The sequence below is a fragment of the Pontibacter saemangeumensis genome (assembly GCF_039541895.1).
GTDB classification, from domain to species: domain Bacteria; phylum Bacteroidota; class Bacteroidia; order Cytophagales; family Hymenobacteraceae; genus Pontibacter; species Pontibacter saemangeumensis.
In genome coordinates this window covers 232,342-252,351 of the sequence record NZ_BAABHC010000002.1, presented here as the reverse complement: position 1 = coordinate 252,351, position 20,010 = coordinate 232,342, and the positions used below count along the sequence as shown (strand labels likewise).

The 20,010-nt window shown below is 52.6% G+C and carries 12 protein-coding genes; 5 read left to right on the top strand and 7 right to left on the bottom strand.

The genetic code is table 11. The annotated features are described in order from the left end of the window. Window positions 1-384 precede the first annotated feature (384 nt). Window positions 385-4,338: a CheR family methyltransferase gene (locus tag ABD920_RS02645; RefSeq protein WP_345156596.1), complete on the bottom strand. Its 3,954-nt coding sequence runs from the start codon at window positions 4,336-4,338 to the stop codon at window positions 385-387. A gap of 327 nt (window positions 4,339-4,665) precedes the next feature. On the opposite strand from ABD920_RS02645, the gene ABD920_RS02640 reads away from it, so the two are divergent. Continuing rightward, entirely contained in the window at window positions 4,666-5,715 is a 1,050-nt protein-coding gene (locus ABD920_RS02640) for a chemotaxis protein CheB (protein WP_345156595.1), read from the top strand. Between the two features lie 16 nt (window positions 5,716-5,731). Here the strand turns inward: ABD920_RS02640 and ABD920_RS02635 are convergent, their stop codons facing one another. From ABD920_RS02635 to ABD920_RS02620, 4 genes are all read right to left on the bottom strand, one after another. Further along, window positions 5,732-6,076 (bottom strand): hypothetical protein, encoded by a 345-nt coding sequence (locus tag ABD920_RS02635; RefSeq protein WP_345156594.1) that lies wholly within the window; start codon window positions 6,074-6,076, stop codon window positions 5,732-5,734. Window positions 6,077-6,270: 194 nt separating this feature from the next. Continuing rightward, complete coding sequence (locus ABD920_RS02630; protein ID WP_345156593.1) at window positions 6,271-6,633, bottom strand: hypothetical protein; 363 nt, start codon at window positions 6,631-6,633, stop codon at window positions 6,271-6,273. 656 nt (window positions 6,634-7,289) lie between these two features. Then, on the bottom strand, window positions 7,290-7,964 hold the full coding sequence (locus ABD920_RS02625) for a YceI family protein (protein ID WP_345156592.1): 675 nt from the start codon (window positions 7,962-7,964) through the stop codon (window positions 7,290-7,292). 110 nt (window positions 7,965-8,074) lie between these two features. Further along, complete coding sequence (locus ABD920_RS02620) at window positions 8,075-11,116, bottom strand: TonB-dependent receptor (protein ID WP_345156591.1); 3,042 nt, start codon at window positions 11,114-11,116, stop codon at window positions 8,075-8,077. 278 nt (window positions 11,117-11,394) lie between these two features. Here ABD920_RS02620 and ABD920_RS02615 point away from each other — a divergent pair, with 278 nt between their 5' ends. The 3 genes from ABD920_RS02615 to rfbD all read left to right on the top strand — a co-directional run bounded on the left by ABD920_RS02615 (window position 11,395) and on the right by rfbD (window position 14,137). Further along, complete coding sequence (locus tag ABD920_RS02615) at window positions 11,395-12,459, top strand: sensor histidine kinase (protein WP_345156590.1); 1,065 nt, start codon at window positions 11,395-11,397, stop codon at window positions 12,457-12,459. Beyond that, on the top strand, window positions 12,456-13,199 hold the full coding sequence (locus ABD920_RS02610; RefSeq protein ID WP_345156589.1) for a LytR/AlgR family response regulator transcription factor: 744 nt from the start codon (window positions 12,456-12,458) through the stop codon (window positions 13,197-13,199). The genes ABD920_RS02615 and ABD920_RS02610 overlap by 4 nt, the downstream gene beginning before the upstream one ends. 86 nt (window positions 13,200-13,285) lie before the next feature. Continuing rightward, window positions 13,286-14,137, top strand: a complete 852-nt coding sequence (gene rfbD, locus ABD920_RS02605) for a dTDP-4-dehydrorhamnose reductase (protein WP_345156588.1) — start codon at window positions 13,286-13,288, stop codon at window positions 14,135-14,137. A 429-nt stretch (window positions 14,138-14,566) separates the two neighbouring features. Here rfbD and ABD920_RS02600 read toward each other — a convergent pair whose 3' ends face one another. Beyond that, window positions 14,567-15,919: a sensor histidine kinase gene (locus tag ABD920_RS02600; RefSeq protein ID WP_345156587.1), complete on the bottom strand. Its 1,353-nt coding sequence runs from the start codon at window positions 15,917-15,919 to the stop codon at window positions 14,567-14,569. Next, a complete protein-coding gene (locus tag ABD920_RS02595) occupies window positions 15,909-17,267 on the bottom strand; it encodes a sigma-54-dependent transcriptional regulator (protein WP_345156586.1) in 1,359 nt (452 codons plus the stop codon). Before ABD920_RS02595 ends, ABD920_RS02600 begins: the two co-directional genes overlap by 11 nt. Window positions 17,268-17,518: 251 nt before the next feature. Here ABD920_RS02595 and ABD920_RS02590 point away from each other — a divergent pair, with 251 nt between their 5' ends. Further along, the gene (locus ABD920_RS02590) at window positions 17,519-19,939 is read left to right on the top strand and encodes an ABC transporter permease (protein WP_345156585.1); all 2,421 of its coding nucleotides are present in this window, start codon (window positions 17,519-17,521) and stop codon (window positions 19,937-19,939) included. Window positions 19,940-20,010: the final 71 nt, after the last annotated feature.

Below are 20,010 nucleotides of genomic sequence, written 5' to 3'. Positions count from 1 at the left end.
AGCGACACTGTTTCCAGTTTTTCCTTGAGGTGCCGGGGGTAGGGGCCCTCTATTTGTAAGTGATGCGGTGCCGAACGAAGTGAGGCAGCCCGCAGCGGAGCGAGGGCAGCTTCACTTACACAGCGCCGAGGGGGAAAACGAGGCCTCTCGGCCTGAGAGCACTACACTTAGCTATAGAACATGAAAGTTGTGAAGCCGGAGGGGTGGACAATTGTTAGAAGCTTAGGCAGAACAATTACCGAGTCCACGTTATTGGAGTTTAGCTGTTGTCAGTTAATCTTTGCAAACATAATTATATATGATACATAATCAGATATATAAAATGCCATAGTTAATGTAAAAGTAAAAGGCTTTGCCTGGTAAATCTCTTGACTTAAAAGCGGGTTAGTGGTGGATATCTATTTTAAATCTGGTGCCGTTGTTTTTTGAAGTTGCCACTTCCAGTTTACCCTCCAGCAGGTCTACCCGGTTCTGGATGCTGTGCAGGCCGATTCCCTTTGGCTTCTTCAACTCCTCACGGTCTATTCCAATGCCATTGTCTTTCACGCAAAGCATGACGGAGCTTTGGTCGCATGTAAGTTCGATAGAAGCTTCTGTCGCCTGCGAATGTTTCAGGATGTTGTTGAGCAGTTCCTGTATAATGCGGTACAGCGACAACTCCATGGTATAGTCGAGGCGTTTGTCACAGCTGACCATGTCGATCGTGATTTTGAGGCTGGGGTGCGTAATGCGCGAGATCACTTCCTCGACTGCGGTCTTCAGACCAAATTCCTTCAACACAGAGGGGGTAAGTTCAAACGAAATATTGCGTGTTACCGTGATGCTTTCGCTCAGGAGTTGGTCGACGCGCTCTTTTATATCTATGACATCGGGGCTTTCGGAACTCATGCTGTTCAGGTTCAGCTTGGCAGCGTACAGGATCTGGCCCAGCCCGTTGTGCAGGGCTTCCGAAATGCGATCGCGCTCCGTTTCCTGGGTTTGCAAAATCGCCTTCAGGATTTCGCGCTGCTGCGCCAGCCGCAGCTGGATGGTCGCCTCTTCCGCGTCTTTCTGGTCCTGGATGTCGGTTGCAGTACCCACCCATAGATTTATATCGCCGTTCAGGTTCCGGATCGGTACATCCTTAATGAGGTGCCAACGGTAGTGGTTATCTGCTTTGCGGAGAAAGCGGGCCTGGGCACTGTACACTTTGCCCTTTTTCAGGGAGTCCATATAGCTTTGCAGCACATGCTCCACATCATCCGGGTGGATGGCTTTCGTCCAGCCCCAGTCTGCTGATTCGGCCTCTGAAAGTCCTGTATACTCATACCAGTACCCGTTAAAGGAGCTTTTTGCCCCATCAGGCTTGTTCGTCCAGCTTATATGCGGCATCGCCTCCAACAGCGTCCTGAAACGCTCCGCGCTGGCCTTAATCTCCTCCTGCTGTTTCTTCAGGTCCTGCTCATGGCGTTTGCGCTCCGTTATGTTCTGCAGAGTCAGCACCAGGCCATCATCGAATTTAACGGCGACAATGTGCAGCCATATGAATTGATCCGCGTGTTTTTGGTGCTGTTCCACATCCAGCATCGCGCCCGTATGCACCACCTGCACCAGTTTTTCAAACATGCCCTGCTCCAGTAACGCCGGGTAGGTTTTCCGAAGCGATTTCCCCAGTATGTTGCTCTCATGGTTCCCGAAAAGCTCCTGTGCCTTATAATTCACAATGCTCAGCTTGAAATCTGAGATGGCATTGGCTTCGTTCCGTACTGCTTTGAGAGCCACGATCGCATTGGGGGAACTATCCAGGATGCCGGAGTGCAGCAGTTGCAGGTTCTTAAGCTCGTTTATCTGGATGAAGATAACAATAGCCCCGTCAATTTTGCGGTCCTGGGTGATATATGGCATGATCCGCATCTGGTACCAGACGCCTTTCTTGTCCTGAACTTCCTTCTGTACAACGTGGGTGGTGGTGATAACGCTGTGTATATCCTCGACCAACTCATCGTAGCGCAGGTTGTTGGATATCTGATAGATGGAACGGCCGATGTCACTTTCGATGAGGTTGATGAGTTGTGTGGCGGCGGGCGTGTACTTTCGGATGATAAGCTCGGTGTCCACGAAAATCTGCCCGATGTTCGTGCTTCGGAAATAATTGTTCAGGTCGTCGTCGAGCTCTACCAGCGCCTTTATCTTGTACTGATGCTCGGCGTTGATGGTGTGCAGCTCCTCGTTCAGCGACTGCAGCTCCTCGTTGGTGCTCTGCAGCTCCTCGTTGCTCGACAGCAGCTCCTCGTTGGTGCTCTGCAGTTCCTCGTTGGCGGTTTCCAGTTCCTCCACCACCACCCGCAGGTCCTCTTTCGTTTGCTGGAGCTCTACCTCCAGCTCGTGTACTCTTTCGTCCTGAAGCTTATCAGGTTCCAGTGCGTGTTGCCCTGCCTCGAGCGGAATGCGCGGCTGCTCGTCAGAGAAAAGCACCAGCACAAACCGCTGGTACAGCTTCTTCTCGACCAGGTAAGGTTTCACTACCACATTTATATGGCGCAGGTTGTTGCCGTCGCGCACCTGGATTCCCTGCGCGGATACCTTTTCTTTTTCGCGGACGGCCTTCCGCAGCATCGGGTTCAGGTGCCTGGCCAGGTCCGGTGGTACCAGTTTGAGCAGGTTAAACGTAAACGTCTGCTCCGGCAGGTCAAGGTAATTCTTGAATTTGCCGGCGCCATGCAATACGTCATAATTCTCGTCTATATAGACCGCGGCAAAATTATACTCGTCCAGGATGATCTCGTTCAGCAGCTCGTTAAAGCTCTGGTGCAGCGCCTGCTTTGTTGTCAGGTCGCGGGTGAAGCTGGGTACATTTTGCAAAGGCATTGAGGACCTGCTCAGCCCGGCACTGGCAAAAGAGTCCATCCCCAGCAGTTGCGCCGGTTCCTCGTTGCGAAAAATCTTCCATTTTTTGTTTACCTCGGCGAACCCCTTTACCTCGCCCAGGCTTTCACTGGAACCCAGGAACAGGAAGCCACCCTCCCGCAAGGCATAATGGAATTTTTCAATCACCTTTTTCTGGAGCTCAGGGTTGAGGTATATCAGCATGTTGCGGCAGCTCACCAGGTCAATCCGGCTGAAGGGCGGGTCGTTTGCCACATTGTGCGGCGCAAAAATCACCATCCGGCGGATGCGCTGGCTCACACGGTACTTTCCTTCCTCCTTCACAAAAAACTTGCTCAGCCGATCTTCCGACACCTGGCTCAGGCTGCTGGCCGTGTAAAGCCCCTTGCCGGCAAAATCGAGGGCTTCGCGGTCTATGTCGGAGGCGAAAATCTTTACTTCCAGGTCTTTCTTCACCTTGTTCATGTACTCCCGAACCAGGATGGCAAGAGAGTAGGCCTCCTCGCCCGACGAACAGCCCGCCACCCAGATGCGAAGCTGGTTCGACACTTTTTTGCCGTCAATCAACTTCGGAATCACGGTGGTGGCCAGCGCTTCGTAAGCCTCTGCGTCGCGGAAGAACTGCGTCACCCCGATCAGGAACTCCTTGCTTAGGATTTCAATTTCCTCCGGGTGAAGGTGCAGGTAGTCCATATAATTTATGAGGTTACCGGACTCGGTGATGGCAATGCGCCGGCTGATGCGCCGGATGATGGTCGGCCGTTTGTAGTTGCTGAAGTCAATGCCGGAATGCTCATGCACCAGGTCGAGGATCTGGAAGAACGAGGACTCTGTGTCGTTGTTCACCAGATCGGTCATCTCGTCAGCGATGGGCGCTACTTTCACGTAATTAAACACCTCCCGGTGCATCAGCTCGGGAGCCAGCACAAAGTCCGCGCTGCCGGTATCAATGGCATTTCGGGGCATCGCATCAAACCTGGCTGTTTCAGGCTCCTGCACCAGCACCATGCCGCCTGCTCTTTTGATGGACTTTACTCCTTCAGCGCCGTCATCACCGGTGCCTGACAGTATAATGCCGATTGCGTGGCGTCTTTTGTCAGCGGCTAAGGATTTGAAAAAGGTGTCAATCGTTTTGGTGCGGGCGGCATTGGTCTTGTTCCTCAGTTGGAGGGTGTTGTCCCTGATCGTGAGCTCCTTGTCGCTTGGGATGATGAACACCTTGTTCGGGACAACCCGCACATCTTGCTGCGCCTCCACTATCTCCAGCACTGAGTGCTGCGACAGCAGTTCCCGCAGCAGGCTTTTGTGCTCCGAGGACAGGTGCTGCACAATCACATAGGCAACACTATCGAGGGGGGCGCTGCTGAAAAAAGCGTCCAGCGCCTGGAATCCTCCTGCAGAGGCTCCAACGCCTACTACAAACAATTCATTATCTGCTTTATGCCCTTTTGATTCTCCTTTTTTGCTGTTCACCTTCAGTTAGCTGATGTTGCTGATTACAAGTATGCAGGCTTCCAGGCCCCAACCTGCGAATTTACCTTATTATTTAAATTTTATAGCCGTTACCTCACGATAGTACGCTCTTCTAAATACGGGTATTGTTGCGTATCAGCCAAGGTCAGGATTTTTACTTTTGTTTCTAAGGTTGAATTTAACACTTAGGGGAGTGACTCGTACACAAATGATTATGTGCCTCAGGACACTCTTATTCTATGTAGGTTACGCGGGAAGAGTGTTACTTGCGCAGGAAGGTTTAGAACAAGGCTGCGTAACGTAAGGGGACCTATCGGGAAGAACAGCATGTGGAATGTGACAGGCAGAAGCCATAAAATCATCGTAATCGGTACTTCGGCAGGCGGTATGCAGGCACTGGAGAGGCTGCTGGCCCACCTGCCGGCCGATTTGCCGGCCGCTATTTTCATTGTACAGCACCTAAGCTTGGATTCCTCCGCACCTTTCCTGGTGCAACGGCTGGGGCAGCGCGCAGCCCTTGCGTGTAAGGTTGCGGTGGATAAGGAAGGAATCAAACCCGGAACGATCTACTTGGCGCCTCCTGACAGGCATTTGCTCCTGAAGGAGGAGGAAATGCTGGTGGTGCGGGGACCGCGCGAAAACCAGTTCCGGCCTTCCATCGATCCTCTGCTACGGTCTGCGGCGGCGTATTATGGTCCCCATGCCATCGGGGTGATCTTAACGGGCTTCCTGAGTGACGGCGTGGCCGGCATGGAGGCGATCAAGCGCAGCGGCGGCAAAACAGTGGTACAGGACCCTGAGGACGCTGAATTCGCCCCTCTGCCGCAGAACGTCATCCGGCAGGTGGAAACCGATCATGTAGTTGCCTTGGATGAAATGGCGGAGCTGCTGGTAACCTTGTGCCATGAGCCAAATCAAAAGGCTGCGAATGTTCCCGGCGATATCTGGCAGGAAGTGCAGATTACTGAACGCATTATGACCAACAGTGCTATGAACGACATCGAAGAGCTGAATAAAATAGGGGAGCGGGTGCCGTACAGCTGCCCTGAGTGTGGCGGTAGCCTATGGGAACTCACCCAACCCGGCACACTGAAACGCTACAGGTGCCATACCGGCCACGCCTATACGCAGGACTCGCTGTTGCTGAGCATGACCTCCCACCTGGAGGAGACGCTCTGGGTAGCGATGCGCACCCTAGAGGAGCGGCGCAATATACTGCTGCATATGTCGCAGAGCGATACGGAAAAAGGAAGCCGGCGCTGGGCGGAGTTACAGGAAGGCAGGGCAGAGGAAATGAAGGTGCACATCGAGCGCCTCCGTGAGCTTTTGGCCAGAATCGCCCTGAACGACCAGGAGCATATCGAAAAGGCCAGCTGATTCGATTGGCGGTGTTTTAAGCTGAAGTGGTTCTGCTGCTGATCCGGATAAAGCCCTGGCTATATACCCGTTTGTTGGTTTCCTCGTCAAACCCGTACCATATATCGGCTATATAGGCAGGGGTGCTGTAACTTGTCACGAACTCCTCTTGGCCCTCTATGTTCTTGTAATCGGTTATCATTTCATAGCCCTCCTCCAGCGCTTTGTAATAGGCGTCGTCATCGTCATCCAACTCCTCCACATACCGGTTATAGATGCGGTGGTAGCTGTCTGTTACCGTTTCGTAAAGGCGCTGCAGCTCCGGTGTCTCAAACGACATATAGCCTTCCTCATCTTTTGTCCAGGTGCCTTGTAGTTCCATATGTGTGAAGTTAGAAGAAGCACGTGAGAATCTGGTAAGCCTTTGAAAAGATTTCTGACAGAACCTTCGGCGGTTTATTGGTTTCCCAATGACTCGGTATTCTTCTAAAGAAGTTATCTTCTGTGCTATTGCTGTGGTATAATGTTTTATATATGAACGTTTTATATAGGGTATATGCAGGGATACATTAACTATTAAGACTGTATGGGCAACTGTACACGGCCGAGTGCTGCGATGATTTGCTTTGCCTCCGCTTCGCTGTATTTTGTGCGGATATACGCTTCGTTGATGGTGAAGCTCGGGGCCGCAGGGTCACCGTCAGCTTGGTACTCCTTGCCTTCTTCCACGCTGTTGCTTGAGCTTATATCCAGCTCTGCCACCAGTTCGTTGGCACGATGCCGAAAGGCCGTCCGGATCAGCCTGTCTATGTTTTCACCGGGCCCGTGCTTACGGTTGTTGTTATGTTTTGCCTCTGCCCTGATCACCTGTGGGTCCAGGTCGTTGACTTCACAGATCTGCTCAAAGATGGCTGCTTGATTTTCTTCCTTGTTTTCCATAGTGCTGATTTTTATATATGGTTTAAACGGATGGTGCCGCACAAGGTAACGCTGCCGGTATAAATTTGAACCAGCTGTCTGCTCAACTGTCTCCTGTTTCGCTACCTGTTTTAGATAAACAAAGAATGCGCCTATCTAAAGTTACAAAAGCTGGTGAAGTTTTTCTTGCAGTGGATTTTAACAGGAGCTTGCCTTCCATCTCTGACCCCAATAGTGCCTATATATTCAGGTGAGTAAAAAATGTGTAAACATAGCGTTAGTTTGTTGTAGATCTGTTATATATAGATGTTGTTATAACTATTACTTTAAGTATAGGGCACGGTATAATGATGCTCCACAGCAAGCCGAAGGACTTGTATGCAGACCTGTTTTGTCAGCCATTGCTGACAAAATTTCGGCAAAGCAGAAAGAAGTAGGTTTATTTATAAAGGCCGGATACTCAAACGGGGAAAGCTTTATTTTCTGAGGCACCGTAGAATAGTTTCTAATCCCGCTTCTATGAAGATAAAAGAAAAGCCCGGCAACGGGCCGGGCTTCTCACTTAAGGATTGTATGAAATAGAGTATCTTAAAAATCGGGGAGGGAGGGAAGCACGCCTTCACATGTTAGAGCTTTACCAACGGAAGATCATCCCAAAAGCCCCATCCTTATTTTCTTTATTTGCTGCCAAGCGACTGCGCAGCGGCGCCTGCCTTCAGTTTCAGGTCGATGGTGAAGGTGTCGTCAATCACCTTGTCTGCTGCCGTGCCCAGCATACCGGAGCGGTACTTGATATCCCACTTGGTGCGGTCCAATTCTATTTTAGCATCTGCTTCAGCCGATTTACCGTCAATTCTGACGGTAGCCGGGAAGGTAATGGCATTGGTGATGCCTTTTATCGTCAGGTCGCCGGTGATGGTGTAGTTGGGTGCTCCTGCCTTGGGTTTTGCTATAGGCGTTACCTTCGTGATTTTAAAGGTGGACACCGGGTTCTTGTCCACGGAGAAGAAATCCTCAGACTTCAGGTGGTCCGTCAGCTTTTTGTTAAACTCCGGGTTTGTGATGTCGGTATCCGTGATCGAGGTCATGTCAACCTCAAAACTCCCGCCTACCAGTTTGCGGCCGTTCACGTCGAGGGTGCCGTTGGCCAGTTGTACAGTACCGCTGTGCTCTCCGCCAAACTTCTTCGCATTCCAGGTCATGGTGCTGGCGGCTGTGTTTACGGGCAGCGAGGTGACAGCCGCGGCGGCGGTAACAGATCCGGTAGAAGGCTTGTCTGTAGCTGCTACATTAGAGCTCTGAAGCATGGCGGCCAATGCCAGCGCGCTTAATAGGACAGGGTAGTTTTTCATACGTCGACTAATTTATTGGTTAGAGATTATTTGTTTTATTAGTGCCGGAGCACCCACCAGTTCTCCGCTTGATGCAGGTCGCTGATGAACCGGGTGCTTTGGCCTGTATTCTATTTTTCGCGTGTCAAGGTGATGTTCACGGGCTGGCCCTGGAAGTCAGCTGTCAGGTTAATGGCGCTCCCCTCCATTTTGCCTTTATATGGCACCTCGTTTCCTCCCATAGTAAGTGTGAAGGAAAACTCATCCCCGGAAATTATTCCGTTAGAGAGTGGCGCCTGGCCCGTCGGCGTCTGCATGGTCCCTGTTAATGTGTTGCCGTCCGCTACCAGGTCCAGCGTCATCTCGCGTTCTCCTACGGTACCTTTCCATCGGCCGGTGAGTTCAACCTGTTGGGTGCTGTCAGCGGGCTCTGCTGCCGCTGTGCTGTCTGTGCCTGCTGCCTGAGCAGGTGCGCCTGTCGGCACGCTTGCCGGCTGCTGCCCTGGGAACTGAGCAGGTCTTGCGCCTTGCGTTGCTCCTCCCGTAGCAACACTTGGTTTACCACCTTGCTGCGCCCCAGCCTGAGGCATAGTGGTCCCTTGTGGCATGCCGCCACCCTGTGTCGGGCCAGTCGGTGCAGCCGCTGCATCCTGCGCGCCACCGCTGCCGCCCTTCAGGTCATCGTTGTTCACTGACTTCTTCCTTCTTCGTGTACCTTCCGACATCATCTTACCAATACGGTAGCTGAGGTTCACCTTGAAGTTCATGTTGTTTATCACGTTGTTGCTCGTCTGGCTGAACGTTGGCGTGTTCAGCTCGGTTCGCCTGTTCATGGACGATGAGAGGAAGTTCTCAGCCCCAAAACCGATGCTGCCTTTTCCCTCGTTGAAATCCTTCTTCAGGTTCAGGCTATAGATGCCGAAGCCCCCCTGCAAGCCCTGCAACTGCACCTGGCTGCCGCGGTAGAAGCCGAAGCCCTGGATGCCCCAGCCCTGGCCGAGGGTGTAGTTACCCATCGCGCGGATGTTATAGACCACGCCGCTGTTGCTGGCCTGCTGTGCCGGGTCTTCCACATTGTTGCTCATCACGGCGTAGTAAATGTCCGTGCCCCCGTTCAGCGTGAGTTTGTTGCTCAGGTTGATGCTGCCGAAAATACTTCCCCCGTACGCCTCCTCCTGGCCAATGTTAAAGAATGTGGTCTCCAGCACGCCGTCCTCCGCCGTTTGCCGCACCGCCTGGATCGAATTGTTGGTGTTGCGGACAAAAGTAGAGAAGTTCAGGGAAGTCGTCTTGAAGTATGTGCTGTAAGACAACTCGTAATTGTTTGTAAACTCCGGGTCCAGCTCCGGGTTGCCCACGGTCCTGAAGGCAGGGTTGGAATTCTGAATGTTCGGGTTCAGGAACTCCAGCGACGGGCGCTGGATGCGGCGGTTGTAGGCCAGCTTCACGGTGTTGCCGTCCCTCAGCCGCTTCGACAGGTTGATGCTCGGCACCAGCACACCATATGCCGGAATGCTCACGCCCTCTTCGCTGTTCTCAAAGTTGGCGTTGATGGTGGTGTACTCGTAGCGGGCACCTGCCTTCAAGCTGTAGTTGTTGGCTGTGGTGAGGGTGTAAGACAGATAACCCGCCGTCACATCCTGGTTGTAGTTGAACACGTTGCTCAGGTTTGTGCTGGCCTCTTTCACGAAAGGCCCGGTGCCGTCCGCCATGAAAGTCTCGTAGTCGCTGGTAACCTGGCGCCTAATCTGCTTCACCCCCAGCTCCACCAACTGGTTCTTCGCAATCGGGTTGGTGTAGTCCAACTGCACAGTAGATTCCTGGTTAAAGCTCTCATTGATATTCTTCAGGCGTCGCTCCAGGTCGTTCCCATCGCCTATATATATCTGGTTGAGGAAGTCGTTCGTGCGGTTGTTGCGGCTGAACTGCGTCAGGACGCTGAACTCATGCTGCGGCTTGTCGAAGGTATGGGTGTAGTTGAGGTTCACATCCACTGTTCCGGAGTTGTCGGTGGTCTCCACATCGCGCAGCGTGCTGCTCAGCAGGGAGCCTCCCTGGAAGCGCTGCGAGAGCAGGTCGTCCTGGTTTGCCTGCCAGTTCCGCACCCCGTACTGTACAGATCCATTGAGGTAGTTCTTTTCATTGATATCGTAGTCCCAACCGAAGGTATAGCGCCCGAACATCATGTTGTTGTCTGTCGCCGCCTCCTGCCTTACCACATTCTGTACGCCGTCAACAATTGTTGTCTGCACGTTCTCGAAGCTGCCGGGCGTGTTGTAGCCCATGCGGCCAAAGCCGCCCAACGAGAAGCCCATCTTACCCGTGCGGTAGCTCCCGTTCAGGCCCAGGTTTGCGCCCCTCAGGCCAACGCCGGTGTCAATGTTCAGGGAGCCGCCCTGCAGGGTGTTCTTCTTCGTCACGATGTTGATGATACCGGCAGAGCCTTCCGCGTCATATTTTGCTGAGGGCGAGGTGATGACCTCCACCGACTTAATCATATCGGCGGGAATCTGCTTCAGGGCGTCGGCCACGCTTCCCGCCGTGATGGTGGAGGGGCGGTTGTTGATGAGCACCTTGATGTTCTGGCTGCCGCGCATCGACACGTTGCCGTCCAGGTCCACGGAGAGCATGGGCACTTTGCGCAGCACGTCTGAAGCATCCCCGCCTTTGTTGGACAGGTCGTTCTCCGCGTTATATACGGTGCGGTCCACTTTCTCCTCTATCATGGCGCGCTGCCCCTCTACCACTACCTCATTCAGGGCTTTTGCGGTGGAGCTGATGGCTATTTTACCCAGGTCAACGGAAGCGTTTCTGTCTGTTACCTCTATGTCCAGGGTTTTTGCCTCGTAGCCTATAAAGGAAACGGCCACTTTATAAGTACCGCCCGCCACTTTCTCCAGCGTGAATTTTCCTTTGTCGTCTGCCATCGTGCCGTCTACCGGCTTGTTGGTGGTGGGGTTTACCAAGGCGATGGTAGCGTAAGGGACCGGCTGCTGTGTGGCGGCATCCACCACAGTGCCCGTAATGCTGCCGGCCACAGCGTTTGGCGCAACAGCGCCCGCCGTGGCACGGGAGATGTTGGTAGAAGCCAGCGGCCCACCGCCTGAAGGCGACTGCGCTACAGCAACCTGGCAGAGGCAGGCAAAAACGATGGAAGAAAAGTATTTGTTCATGACGTGGTTTTTTCAATTATAACTGTACAAAGCAAGTCTATCCCTGTCGCATAAAAAAACGGAATAGACTGGCTGCTCCCAAACGCCGACGAGTGGCCCTTATAAGCCGATGGTTTCAGTTGTGCTGAAGATACCCGCGCCATTGGTTGAGCATTGGTTGAGTCATGGGTAAAATAGGGGCAAGCTGTCGGTGAAATCGGTTAAACAGTAGATAAGAAAGACTTTAGCCATAGATGAATAGTAAGTTTGTGGCTGTATATAGCTATATTAACCTCTGTATGGCCAACACCTTTATTAATCGCCACGGTTACCTCCTGATTCAGTTGCTGGTATTGCTGGGGCTCCTGCTGCTCCTGTGCCAGCCCCTGGCCTGGGACATTGAGTTGCCTGTCCAGTTCTGGGTGAAACAGGGCGTCGTGTTTGCCCTGTGGGTGGGTCTGTTTTACCTGAACACCAACCTGCTGGTGCCCCGGCTCCTGTTTCAGAACAGGGTAGGGGGGTTTGCAGCGGCTGCGCTCGGTTCCGTGTTGTTTGTGATGCTGGCGAGCAAGCTTACGGATGAATGGCTGAACCTGCCGGCGCTGATGCACCAGGCCTTCAACCCCGGGGAAACAGCGAGGTCACACAAAGGCGGGATGTACGTAAACCCGGTGATGATGCTGGCCACCTTGCTGGTGCTGGGGATAAGCACCAGCATCAAAACGGTGCAGAAGTGGCAGTTAGACACAGAGATCAGGCAAAGCCTGGAAAGGCAGAAGATCAGTTCCGAACTGTCTTTTCTGAAAGCCCAGATAAACCCGCACTTCTTCTTTAACACCCTGCACAGCATCTACGCGCTCACCATGATCAACATTGAATCATCCCGAGAGGCCCTCCATACGCTGTCCCGGATGATGCGGTATGTGCTATATGAAACACAATCCGGTACTACCCTGCTCAGCAAAGAGATCGAGTTCCTGGAAGATTACATCAACCTGATGAAGCTCCGGTTGACGGAGAAAGTGACCGTGATCTTTGAGAAGCCCCAGCCGGTGCAGGACGTGCTGGTGGCGCCTATGCTGTTTCTTCCGTTTGTGGAGAATGCCTTTAAACACGGGGTGAGTGCCCTATTGCCAAGCAGGATTCATATCGCCATACAGCAACAGGGGCAGGCGGTGGAACTGGACGTGTGTAACACGGTTTTACCCGAGAAAAGAGTAGTCATGGAGGAGAGCAGCGGTATCGGGCTGGCCAACACCAACAGGAGGCTCGATCTGCTTTACCCGGGCCAATACACGCTAGCCGTTACTGAGAAAACGCCCGATAATGAATATTGTGTACACTTAAAGCTGAACCTGTCATGACGCTGAGATGCATTGCCGTTGACGATGAGCCCCTGGCTTTGGGGATGATCGCCGCCTTTATCCAGCAGACCCCGTTTCTGCAATTGGTAGGGCGCTACTCCAGTGCCGTGGAGGCGCTGCAGGGCCTGCATCAGCAGCCCGTGGACCTGGTGTTCCTGGATATACAGATGCCCGACCTGAGCGGGATTGAGCTGGCGCGCGTGCTGGATAAAGGAGAGTACGGTGTCGGGCCCCGCATCATTTTCACGACGGCCTTCAGCCAGTATGCCCTGGAGGGATATAAAGTGGATGCGCTGGATTACCTGGTCAAGCCCTTTAACTACGCTGATTTCCTGAAGGCGGCAAGCAAGGCGCAAGCCTATGCGGAACTGGTACAGAAGCCCGCTCCGCAGTTGGCTGCCCCGGTTACAGCGCCTGAGGAAGAATACCTGTTCCTGAAGGTGGAGTACCAACTGGTGCGTATCGCCTTCAGCGACATTTTATATATAGAGGGGCTGAAGGATTACGTGAAGGTGCACCTGGAAAGCGAGGCCAAGCCCATCCTGTCGCTGACGAGCCTGAAGGCGCTGGAGGAAAAGCTGCCGTCACGGAGGTTTATGCGCATCCACCGCTCCTTCATCGTGGCGCTGGACAAAATAAGTGCCGTTTCCCGCAACAAGGTGCAAATAGGGGAGACCAACATTGCGGTAAGCGACCAGTACAAAGAAACGTTTAACCAGTTCCTGAGCCGCTGGGTATAGTCTTCCTGTTTTTTGTTTTAAATATGCGCGGAGGCGTTGTAAATTGCCGAAAATAGCTGGAGACAGTCTCAGCTGAACACGCATATATGAACAAAGCAATCGTAATCGGGGCCTCAGGGCAGTTGGGGCAGTGTCTGCAGGCGGTGGTAAAGGAAAAAAACGCCGGCAACTTTATCTTCCTCTCCCGCAAGGAGGCGGATATAGCGGATGAGGATTCCCTACGCTCTGCTTTTACGACACATGCACCTGCCTACTGCATCAATTGCGCCGCCTACACCGCCGTGGACAAGGCCGAGGACGAGCCGGAAGTGAGCAGGCAAATCAACCGCGACGGTGTCATCAGCCTGAGCAAGCTGTGCCGGGAGTTCGGCACCACGCTTATCCATATCTCCACCGACTTTGTGTTTTCGGGCAACAGCCTGCATCCCTTGTCAGAGACAGATGATACAGCACCGGTGAACATATATGGCGCTACCAAGCTGGAGGGCGAGCAGGCCATTCCCGGCTATATACCTAACTACTTCATCCTCCGGACCAGTTGGCTGTACTCCGAGTTCGGAAACAACTTCGTGAAAACGATGCTGCGGCTGGGCCGGGAGAAGGACGAGTTGCGGGTGATCTGGGACCAGATCGGGACACCTACTTATGCCATGGATTTGGCGGAAGTTATTTTCCATATCATCGAGACCAACAACACCGCTTACGGCATTTACCACTACAGCAACGAAGGGCTCACCTCCTGGTACGATTTCGCCAAAGCCATTTTCGAACTGAGCCATATACCGGTGCGCGTGGTGCCCGTGAGAACCTCCGAGTATATCACCAAAGCCAAACGCCCGGCCTTCTCGGTGCTGGAAAAAACGAAAGCCAAGCAAAACCTGGGCATTAAAATCCCCCACTGGCGGGAGAGCCTGAAAACCTGCCTCAGCCGAATGTAGAGAATTAAGGGGAGCAATATAGCATATAAACCGGTGAAAGACCGCTTGACCAATTATGTAGCAGCGCAACTGCCCGTTTAAAAGAGAAGGTCTTGCTTCTGTTGATTAGCTGCAGGTGTGCGCACTGGTCAGCCTTCATGGAACATGCTCCAGTAACTTTTATATGTGTAAAGTAGAAAAACATAGTAACCAAAGTTGCTTCTGTTTAAGCACTTTGCCGTATATAAGTGCGTGCAAAACACTTCAATCATATGAAACGCATCGCTAGAATACTGCAGGCGGAAGCCCTGTTTTATCTAATCCTTGGGGCCTTGGCGCTGACCGTCCAGCTCATTTCTGGGATTTTTTAGGTCTGGCAGCTTTTTGGACAGTGCCATAGTAGCTTTGCTTGGCTATATATAACCGCGACTAAATTGTATCCCGACCTACTTAGCCGAACCTTAAGATAAACACCGTTCCCACACCTTCTTCTGACTGCACCTGTATCGTTCCCCGGTGGAGCATTACGATTTGCTTGCACAAACTCAGCCCGATGCCGCTGCCTTGCTTCTTGGTGCTGAAAAACGGGATGAATATCTTTTCCTGTACCGCCCTGGGCATGCCTGCGCCATTGTCCATCACTTTGATCACCACCCGCCCGTCTGTCCCGATAGAAGAAGTCAAGGTGATTTCCGGTTCAGGAGTGTCTTTCACAGCGTCCATGGCGTTCACCAACAGATTGATCATGACTTGGTCCAGCAGGTTCGGGTCTGCCTGCAGGGATAAATTTGGGTCGGAGAGATCCATGTGGAATATAATGTGCTTTTGCGCCAGGGTGGGCTGCATGAGCCGGTGCAGGTTTGAGATGAGATCGCTGATATAAACCTGTCTTAGATTCAGCGTCGTGATCTTGCTGAGGTTGCGGTAGGTCTGGGCAAATTTCAGTAAGCCTTCGCTACGGCGTTTGATGGTGCCGACGCCCACTTCCAGGTCCTCGAAATCCTCGGAGGAGGCCCCTGTCACCACGGCTTCCTGCAGGCGGTTCTTTAAGGTGTCTGCCAGCGAGGAGATGGGCGCGATGGAATTCATGATTTCGTGCGTCATCACGTTCAGCAGTTTCTGCCAGGCCTGCGATTCCGTTTCCTCCAGCGCCTCGTTCACGTTCTGGAAGGCCACCAGCTTATACCGGTTGCCGTTGCTCTGCCACGCTGTTGCCGTCAGCAGGACTTTGATGCTGCTCTTGTCCAATTGGGAGGTATAGGCGGTGGCAATTCTGTTCTGGCCAGGCTGCAGGTCAAGCACCTGCTCATACAGCTCCAGGTCTCTTTTGCCCAGGTAGTGGATTGTTTTCATGAACGGAACATGCAGCAGCTTTTTAATCGCCTCATTCATCAGCAGCACTTCGCCGCTGTCCAGGTCATAGGTCATGATACCGGTGTCCACTAATTCCAGAATCTTCTGCAACTGCTGGTGCTGGGTTTCCTTTTCCCGGTTGATGCGCTTAAAGGTGGTGTTAATCTCGTTGAAACCCTTCCGAAGGGTCTTCAGTTGGGCAGAGTCATCCTTCTCATTAAAGTACCTGGAGAAATCGCGGTAATGGACCGACTCTATGAATTGGTTTAATTCTTCCTGCGCCTGCCTCAGAAACCGGATCAGCTCATATACCTGGTAGAGAAGGAGGGGCAGCAGGAAGACGAGTACTTCCGGCCAGCCATTTACAAGCACGACCGCAGGGGCGCTGAGGGTAACACAGAGCACGACCACCCTGAGGATCACCTTGCCTTCGAAATTCTTAAAGATCATATTTGCCCAGACGTCTGTACAGTGCCGTACGCGTGATGCCCAGTTCCTTTGATGCCCTCGACAGGTTGCCGCTGTGCTTCTCGAGTACGCGCAGGATCGTTTTCTTCTCCAGTTCTTCGAGATTGGTCTCCTGCTGCCTAGTCTCCGCCTCCGGGGCGGCTTCGATGGGAGAGAAGATAATATCCGATGCCCCCAGTATGTCGCTATCCGCCATGATCACGGCCCGTTCGATCGCATACTGCAACTCACGCACGTTGCCCGGAAAATGATAGCTTTTCAGTTTGTCCAGCGCTGCTTTAGCCAGTTCAGGAACAGGCTTCATGTATTTGTTTGCGTAAACCGTGGCAAAATGACGCGCCAGTAAAAGGATATCATCTCCGCGCCTGCGCAATGGGGGTACGGTGATCTCCACGGTGTTGATCCTATATATGAGATCCTTGCGAAAGCGGGCCTCGTTGGCCATTTCTGCCAGCGGCACGTTCGTGGCGCAGAGCAGGCGCACATCTATATGCACCGGCTCGTTGGCACCCACCCGGATCACCTGGCGGTTCTGCAGCACACTGAGCAGCTTTGATTGCTGGTGCAGCGAGATGTTCCCGATCTCATCCAGAAAGATGGTGCCCTTGTTGGCAGCTTCAAAACGTCCGGCACGCTCTTCGCGGGCATCGGTAAAGGCGCCTTTCTTGTGCCCGAACAACTCACTCTCGAAAAGAGACTCCGTCAGCGCGCCCACATCCACTTTCACGAAGGGTTTGTCAGCGCGCAGCGAGTGCTGGTGAATGGCTTTGGCGATAAGTTCCTTGCCAGTTCCGTTCTCGCCCAGAATCAGGATGTTGGCGTCAGTTGGCGCGACTTTCTTTATCTTGAAGAAAATATCCTGCATCACCTCCGACTCACCGATCAACTCTGAACCGATGACGGATGCAGGCCCTGTGGGGGAGGAGCGTTTGGAACCGTTCGTCTTTTCCCCAATAGCGTCCTGGACGGTGGCGAGGAGCTTGTCGTTGTGCCAGGGTTTGACCACGAAGTCGTAAGCGCCCTCTTTCAGGGAGCGGATGGCGAGGTCAATGTCGCCGTAGGCGGTAATCATGATGACGGCAGCGGAAGACTTGAGCGCCTTTATTTTTTTGAGCCAGAAAAGCCCTTCGTTGCCCGTGTTGATGGAACTGGTGAAGTTCATGTCCAGCAGGATTGCATCAAAGGAGTGGTGCGCCAGCAGCGACGGGATGTTCTCCGGGTTCTTTTCCGTCACAATCTCCTGTACCTGCGGGCGCAACAGCAACCGTACCGCCGTGAGCACGTCGGGGTCATCATCGACAACAAGTACGGAAGCCTTTTTCAGTTGCATACATCCATTCTATAGAAACGAAAGAAACTACAATTATGCCATTATTACAAGGTGCTGAGAATGAGTTGAAAGGGCATTTTAACAAAGTTACAGGTGTGCAAAATCGCACACCCGCTGCGCGCTTTTGCACGCTGGTAAACTATTGGTTTCTATAACATTCTGATTTAGAGTGTTATATTGAATTGGCATTTATTCTGCAGACGCGTGGTTGCAAGTGAATCAACAGCAATAAACGCCTAAACTACTGCATCATGTTCCGAAACTACTTCAAAACCGCTTACCGCAACCTATTCCGGTACAAGGCTTTTTCCTTTATCAATATAGCAGGTTTGGCCCTGGGGATTACCGCCTGCCTGCTGATCGGTTTGTTTGTATATGACGAACTGCAATACGACAAGTTTCTGCCGGAAGGGGACAGGGTGTACCGCGTCTATAACGATATATCAGCAGAGGAGGCCGGTACTGTGTTGGCAGTGGTGCCTCCCATGTTCGGGACCACCTTGGAGCAAAGCATACCGGAGGTGGAGACTGTGGTGCGCATCCTGATGCTACAGTTCGACGCGAACAACCTGGTGGAGGCCGGTGAAAAGCGCATCTATGAAAAAGGCCGATTCTATACTGATCCTGCATTTTTCGAGGTGTTCCAACTTCCGTTCATATATGGCTCCCCCGAGAAAGCCCTGGCTGACCCTTCTTCCATTGTCATCTCGGATGAGTTTGCAAAGCGCGTGTTTGGAGATATGGATCCGGTGGGGAAAGAAGTATCGGTTAACAAACTGCCCTTCATAGTACGGGGTGTCTTCGGCACGACCGAACGGTTTCATCTGCCGGTGAATTTTATTTTTCCTATGGCTGCCGCTGAACTGCCTGCCGAGCGAATGAAGAGCTGGGGCTGGCAGCAGTTTTATACCTACGCGAAGCTGAAAGAAGGAGCTGATCCGCAGGCAGCGCAGTCGAAATTCAGGGCCATTGTGGCAAAGCAGATTGACGAAGCCCACAATAAGCCTTACAGATACCTCCCGTTCCTGCAGCCCCTGAACGAAGTGTATCTGTATTCAGCGGGCTTCAAGTTTGATCAGGCTGTAAAGGGCAACATCACCTATGTAAAGGCGTTGAGTCTGATTGCCATATTTATCCTGCTCATCGCCTGCTTTAATTTTGTCAACCTGGCTACGGCCAAGTCCATGCAGAGGGCGAAAGAAGTAGGTGTAAGGAAAGCAGTAGGAGCCAGCCGTGGGCAGTTAATGCTGCAGTTCCTGGGTGAAACCATGCTGCTCACACTGGTCAGCGTTATCTTTTCGGCGGCGCTCACCTCTTTGCTGTTGCCCTCGCTCAATGCCTTCACCGGCAAGGAAATGGCATTCAACGTGTTCAGGGAACCAGCTATCCTTTTACTGTTACTGCTCCTGACACTGGTGGTGGGCGTTCTGGCGGGCCTGTATCCGGCTATGGTTTTATCGGGTTTCAAGCCTGTAAAGGTGTTGAAGAGCGCAGTAGTGGTGGATAACAGGGCAGGCAGGATTCAGTGGTTGCGGCATGGACTGATCGTCCTGCAGTTTGCCCTGTCTATTTTCCTCATCATCAGCGCTATCATAGTGTACAAGCAGGTATCGTATCTGCACAACAAAGACCTTGGCTTCAACAAAGAGCAGATCATGTTCTTTCAGCTGAGGGGAGACTCGATGTATGAGAACTATGAGACGTTTAAAAACGAATTGTCAAAAGGGCCAGGCATCAAAAACGTGTCCATTGGCTACGGTTTCCCGGGCGATGCCACGGCAGGAGACGGCGTCATCGTGCCCAGAGACGGGGAACAGGTGCACCATGGAACCACCCTGCTTAATGTAGACTTTGATTACATCCCTACACTGGATGTAAAACTTGTAGCCGGAAGAGCCTTCTCAAAAGACTTCAAAACAGATGCGGATCAGGCCTTCATCATCAATGAGACTGCCGTGAGAGAACTTGGGTACGGGACACCGGAGAAAGCGCTGGGGCAAACCTTGTTATGGCCAACCTGGGATAACCCTGATTCGCTAAAAGAAGGAAAGGTCATCGGGGTTGTAAGAGACTTTCATTTCAAGAGTTTATATGATAAAGTCGATCCGACGGTGCTGCAAATCTACCCCGGGTCAAACTTTAAGGTAGCCGTAAAGATGGACGCCGAGCACATAGCCCGATCCATGGAGCATGTGAAAGCTGTCTGGGAAAAGTTCTCACCTGATTATCCGATAGAGTACATGTTTATGGATGACAACTTTGAGAAAATGTACAAGGCGGAAGACAAGCTGAAAACGTTGCTGTGGATTTTCACGGGGGTGGCTATTTTCGTTGCCAGCCTTGGCCTGTTTGGCTTAGCCGCCTATGCCGCTGAGCGCCGGAAGAAAGAGATTGGTATCCGCAAGGTGCTGGGTGCCGACAACGCGACCATCGTGGCGCTGCTTTCCAGGGAGTTCATGAAACTGGTGCTGGTAGCGGCGGTCATTGCCTTTCCGCTCGCCTGGTACGCCATGCGGGAGTGGCTGCAGGACTTTGCTTACCGCATTGACATTCCTGTCTGGGTATTCTTTGCGGCAGGCATCATGGCGGCCCTCGTGGCCTTTGCTACCATCAGCATCCAGGCCATGAAAGCGGCAACCGCAGACCCGGTCAGAAACCTGCGGACAGATTGATCAGGCCAGCAAGAAGAGCTACCCAGACAGGCAGCTCTTTTTGATAGGAGGCAGGGCTTGTTTTCTTCGGC

Coding starts and splice junctions, on each gene's coding strand:
- ABD920_RS02615 (WP_345156590.1), top strand. CDS start 11,395: ATGGCCAACACCTTTATTAATCGCCACGGTTACCTCCTGATTCAGTTG.
- ABD920_RS02635 (WP_345156594.1), bottom strand. CDS start 6,076: ATGGAACTACAAGGCACCTGGACAAAAGATGAGGAAGGCTATATGTCG.
- ABD920_RS02625 (WP_345156592.1), bottom strand. CDS start 7,964: ATGAAAAACTACCCTGTCCTATTAAGCGCGCTGGCATTGGCCGCCATG.
- ABD920_RS02600 (WP_345156587.1), bottom strand. CDS start 15,919: ATGATCTTTAAGAATTTCGAAGGCAAGGTGATCCTCAGGGTGGTCGTG.
- ABD920_RS02620 (WP_345156591.1), bottom strand. CDS start 11,116: ATGAACAAATACTTTTCTTCCATCGTTTTTGCCTGCCTCTGCCAGGTT.
- ABD920_RS02640 (WP_345156595.1), top strand. CDS start 4,666: ATGTGGAATGTGACAGGCAGAAGCCATAAAATCATCGTAATCGGTACT.
- ABD920_RS02595 (WP_345156586.1), bottom strand. CDS start 17,267: ATGCAACTGAAAAAGGCTTCCGTACTTGTTGTCGATGATGACCCCGAC.
- ABD920_RS02590 (WP_345156585.1), top strand. CDS start 17,519: ATGTTCCGAAACTACTTCAAAACCGCTTACCGCAACCTATTCCGGTAC.
- ABD920_RS02610 (WP_345156589.1), top strand. CDS start 12,456: ATGACGCTGAGATGCATTGCCGTTGACGATGAGCCCCTGGCTTTGGGG.
- ABD920_RS02630 (WP_345156593.1), bottom strand. CDS start 6,633: ATGGAAAACAAGGAAGAAAATCAAGCAGCCATCTTTGAGCAGATCTGT.
- rfbD (WP_345156588.1), top strand. CDS start 13,286: ATGAACAAAGCAATCGTAATCGGGGCCTCAGGGCAGTTGGGGCAGTGT.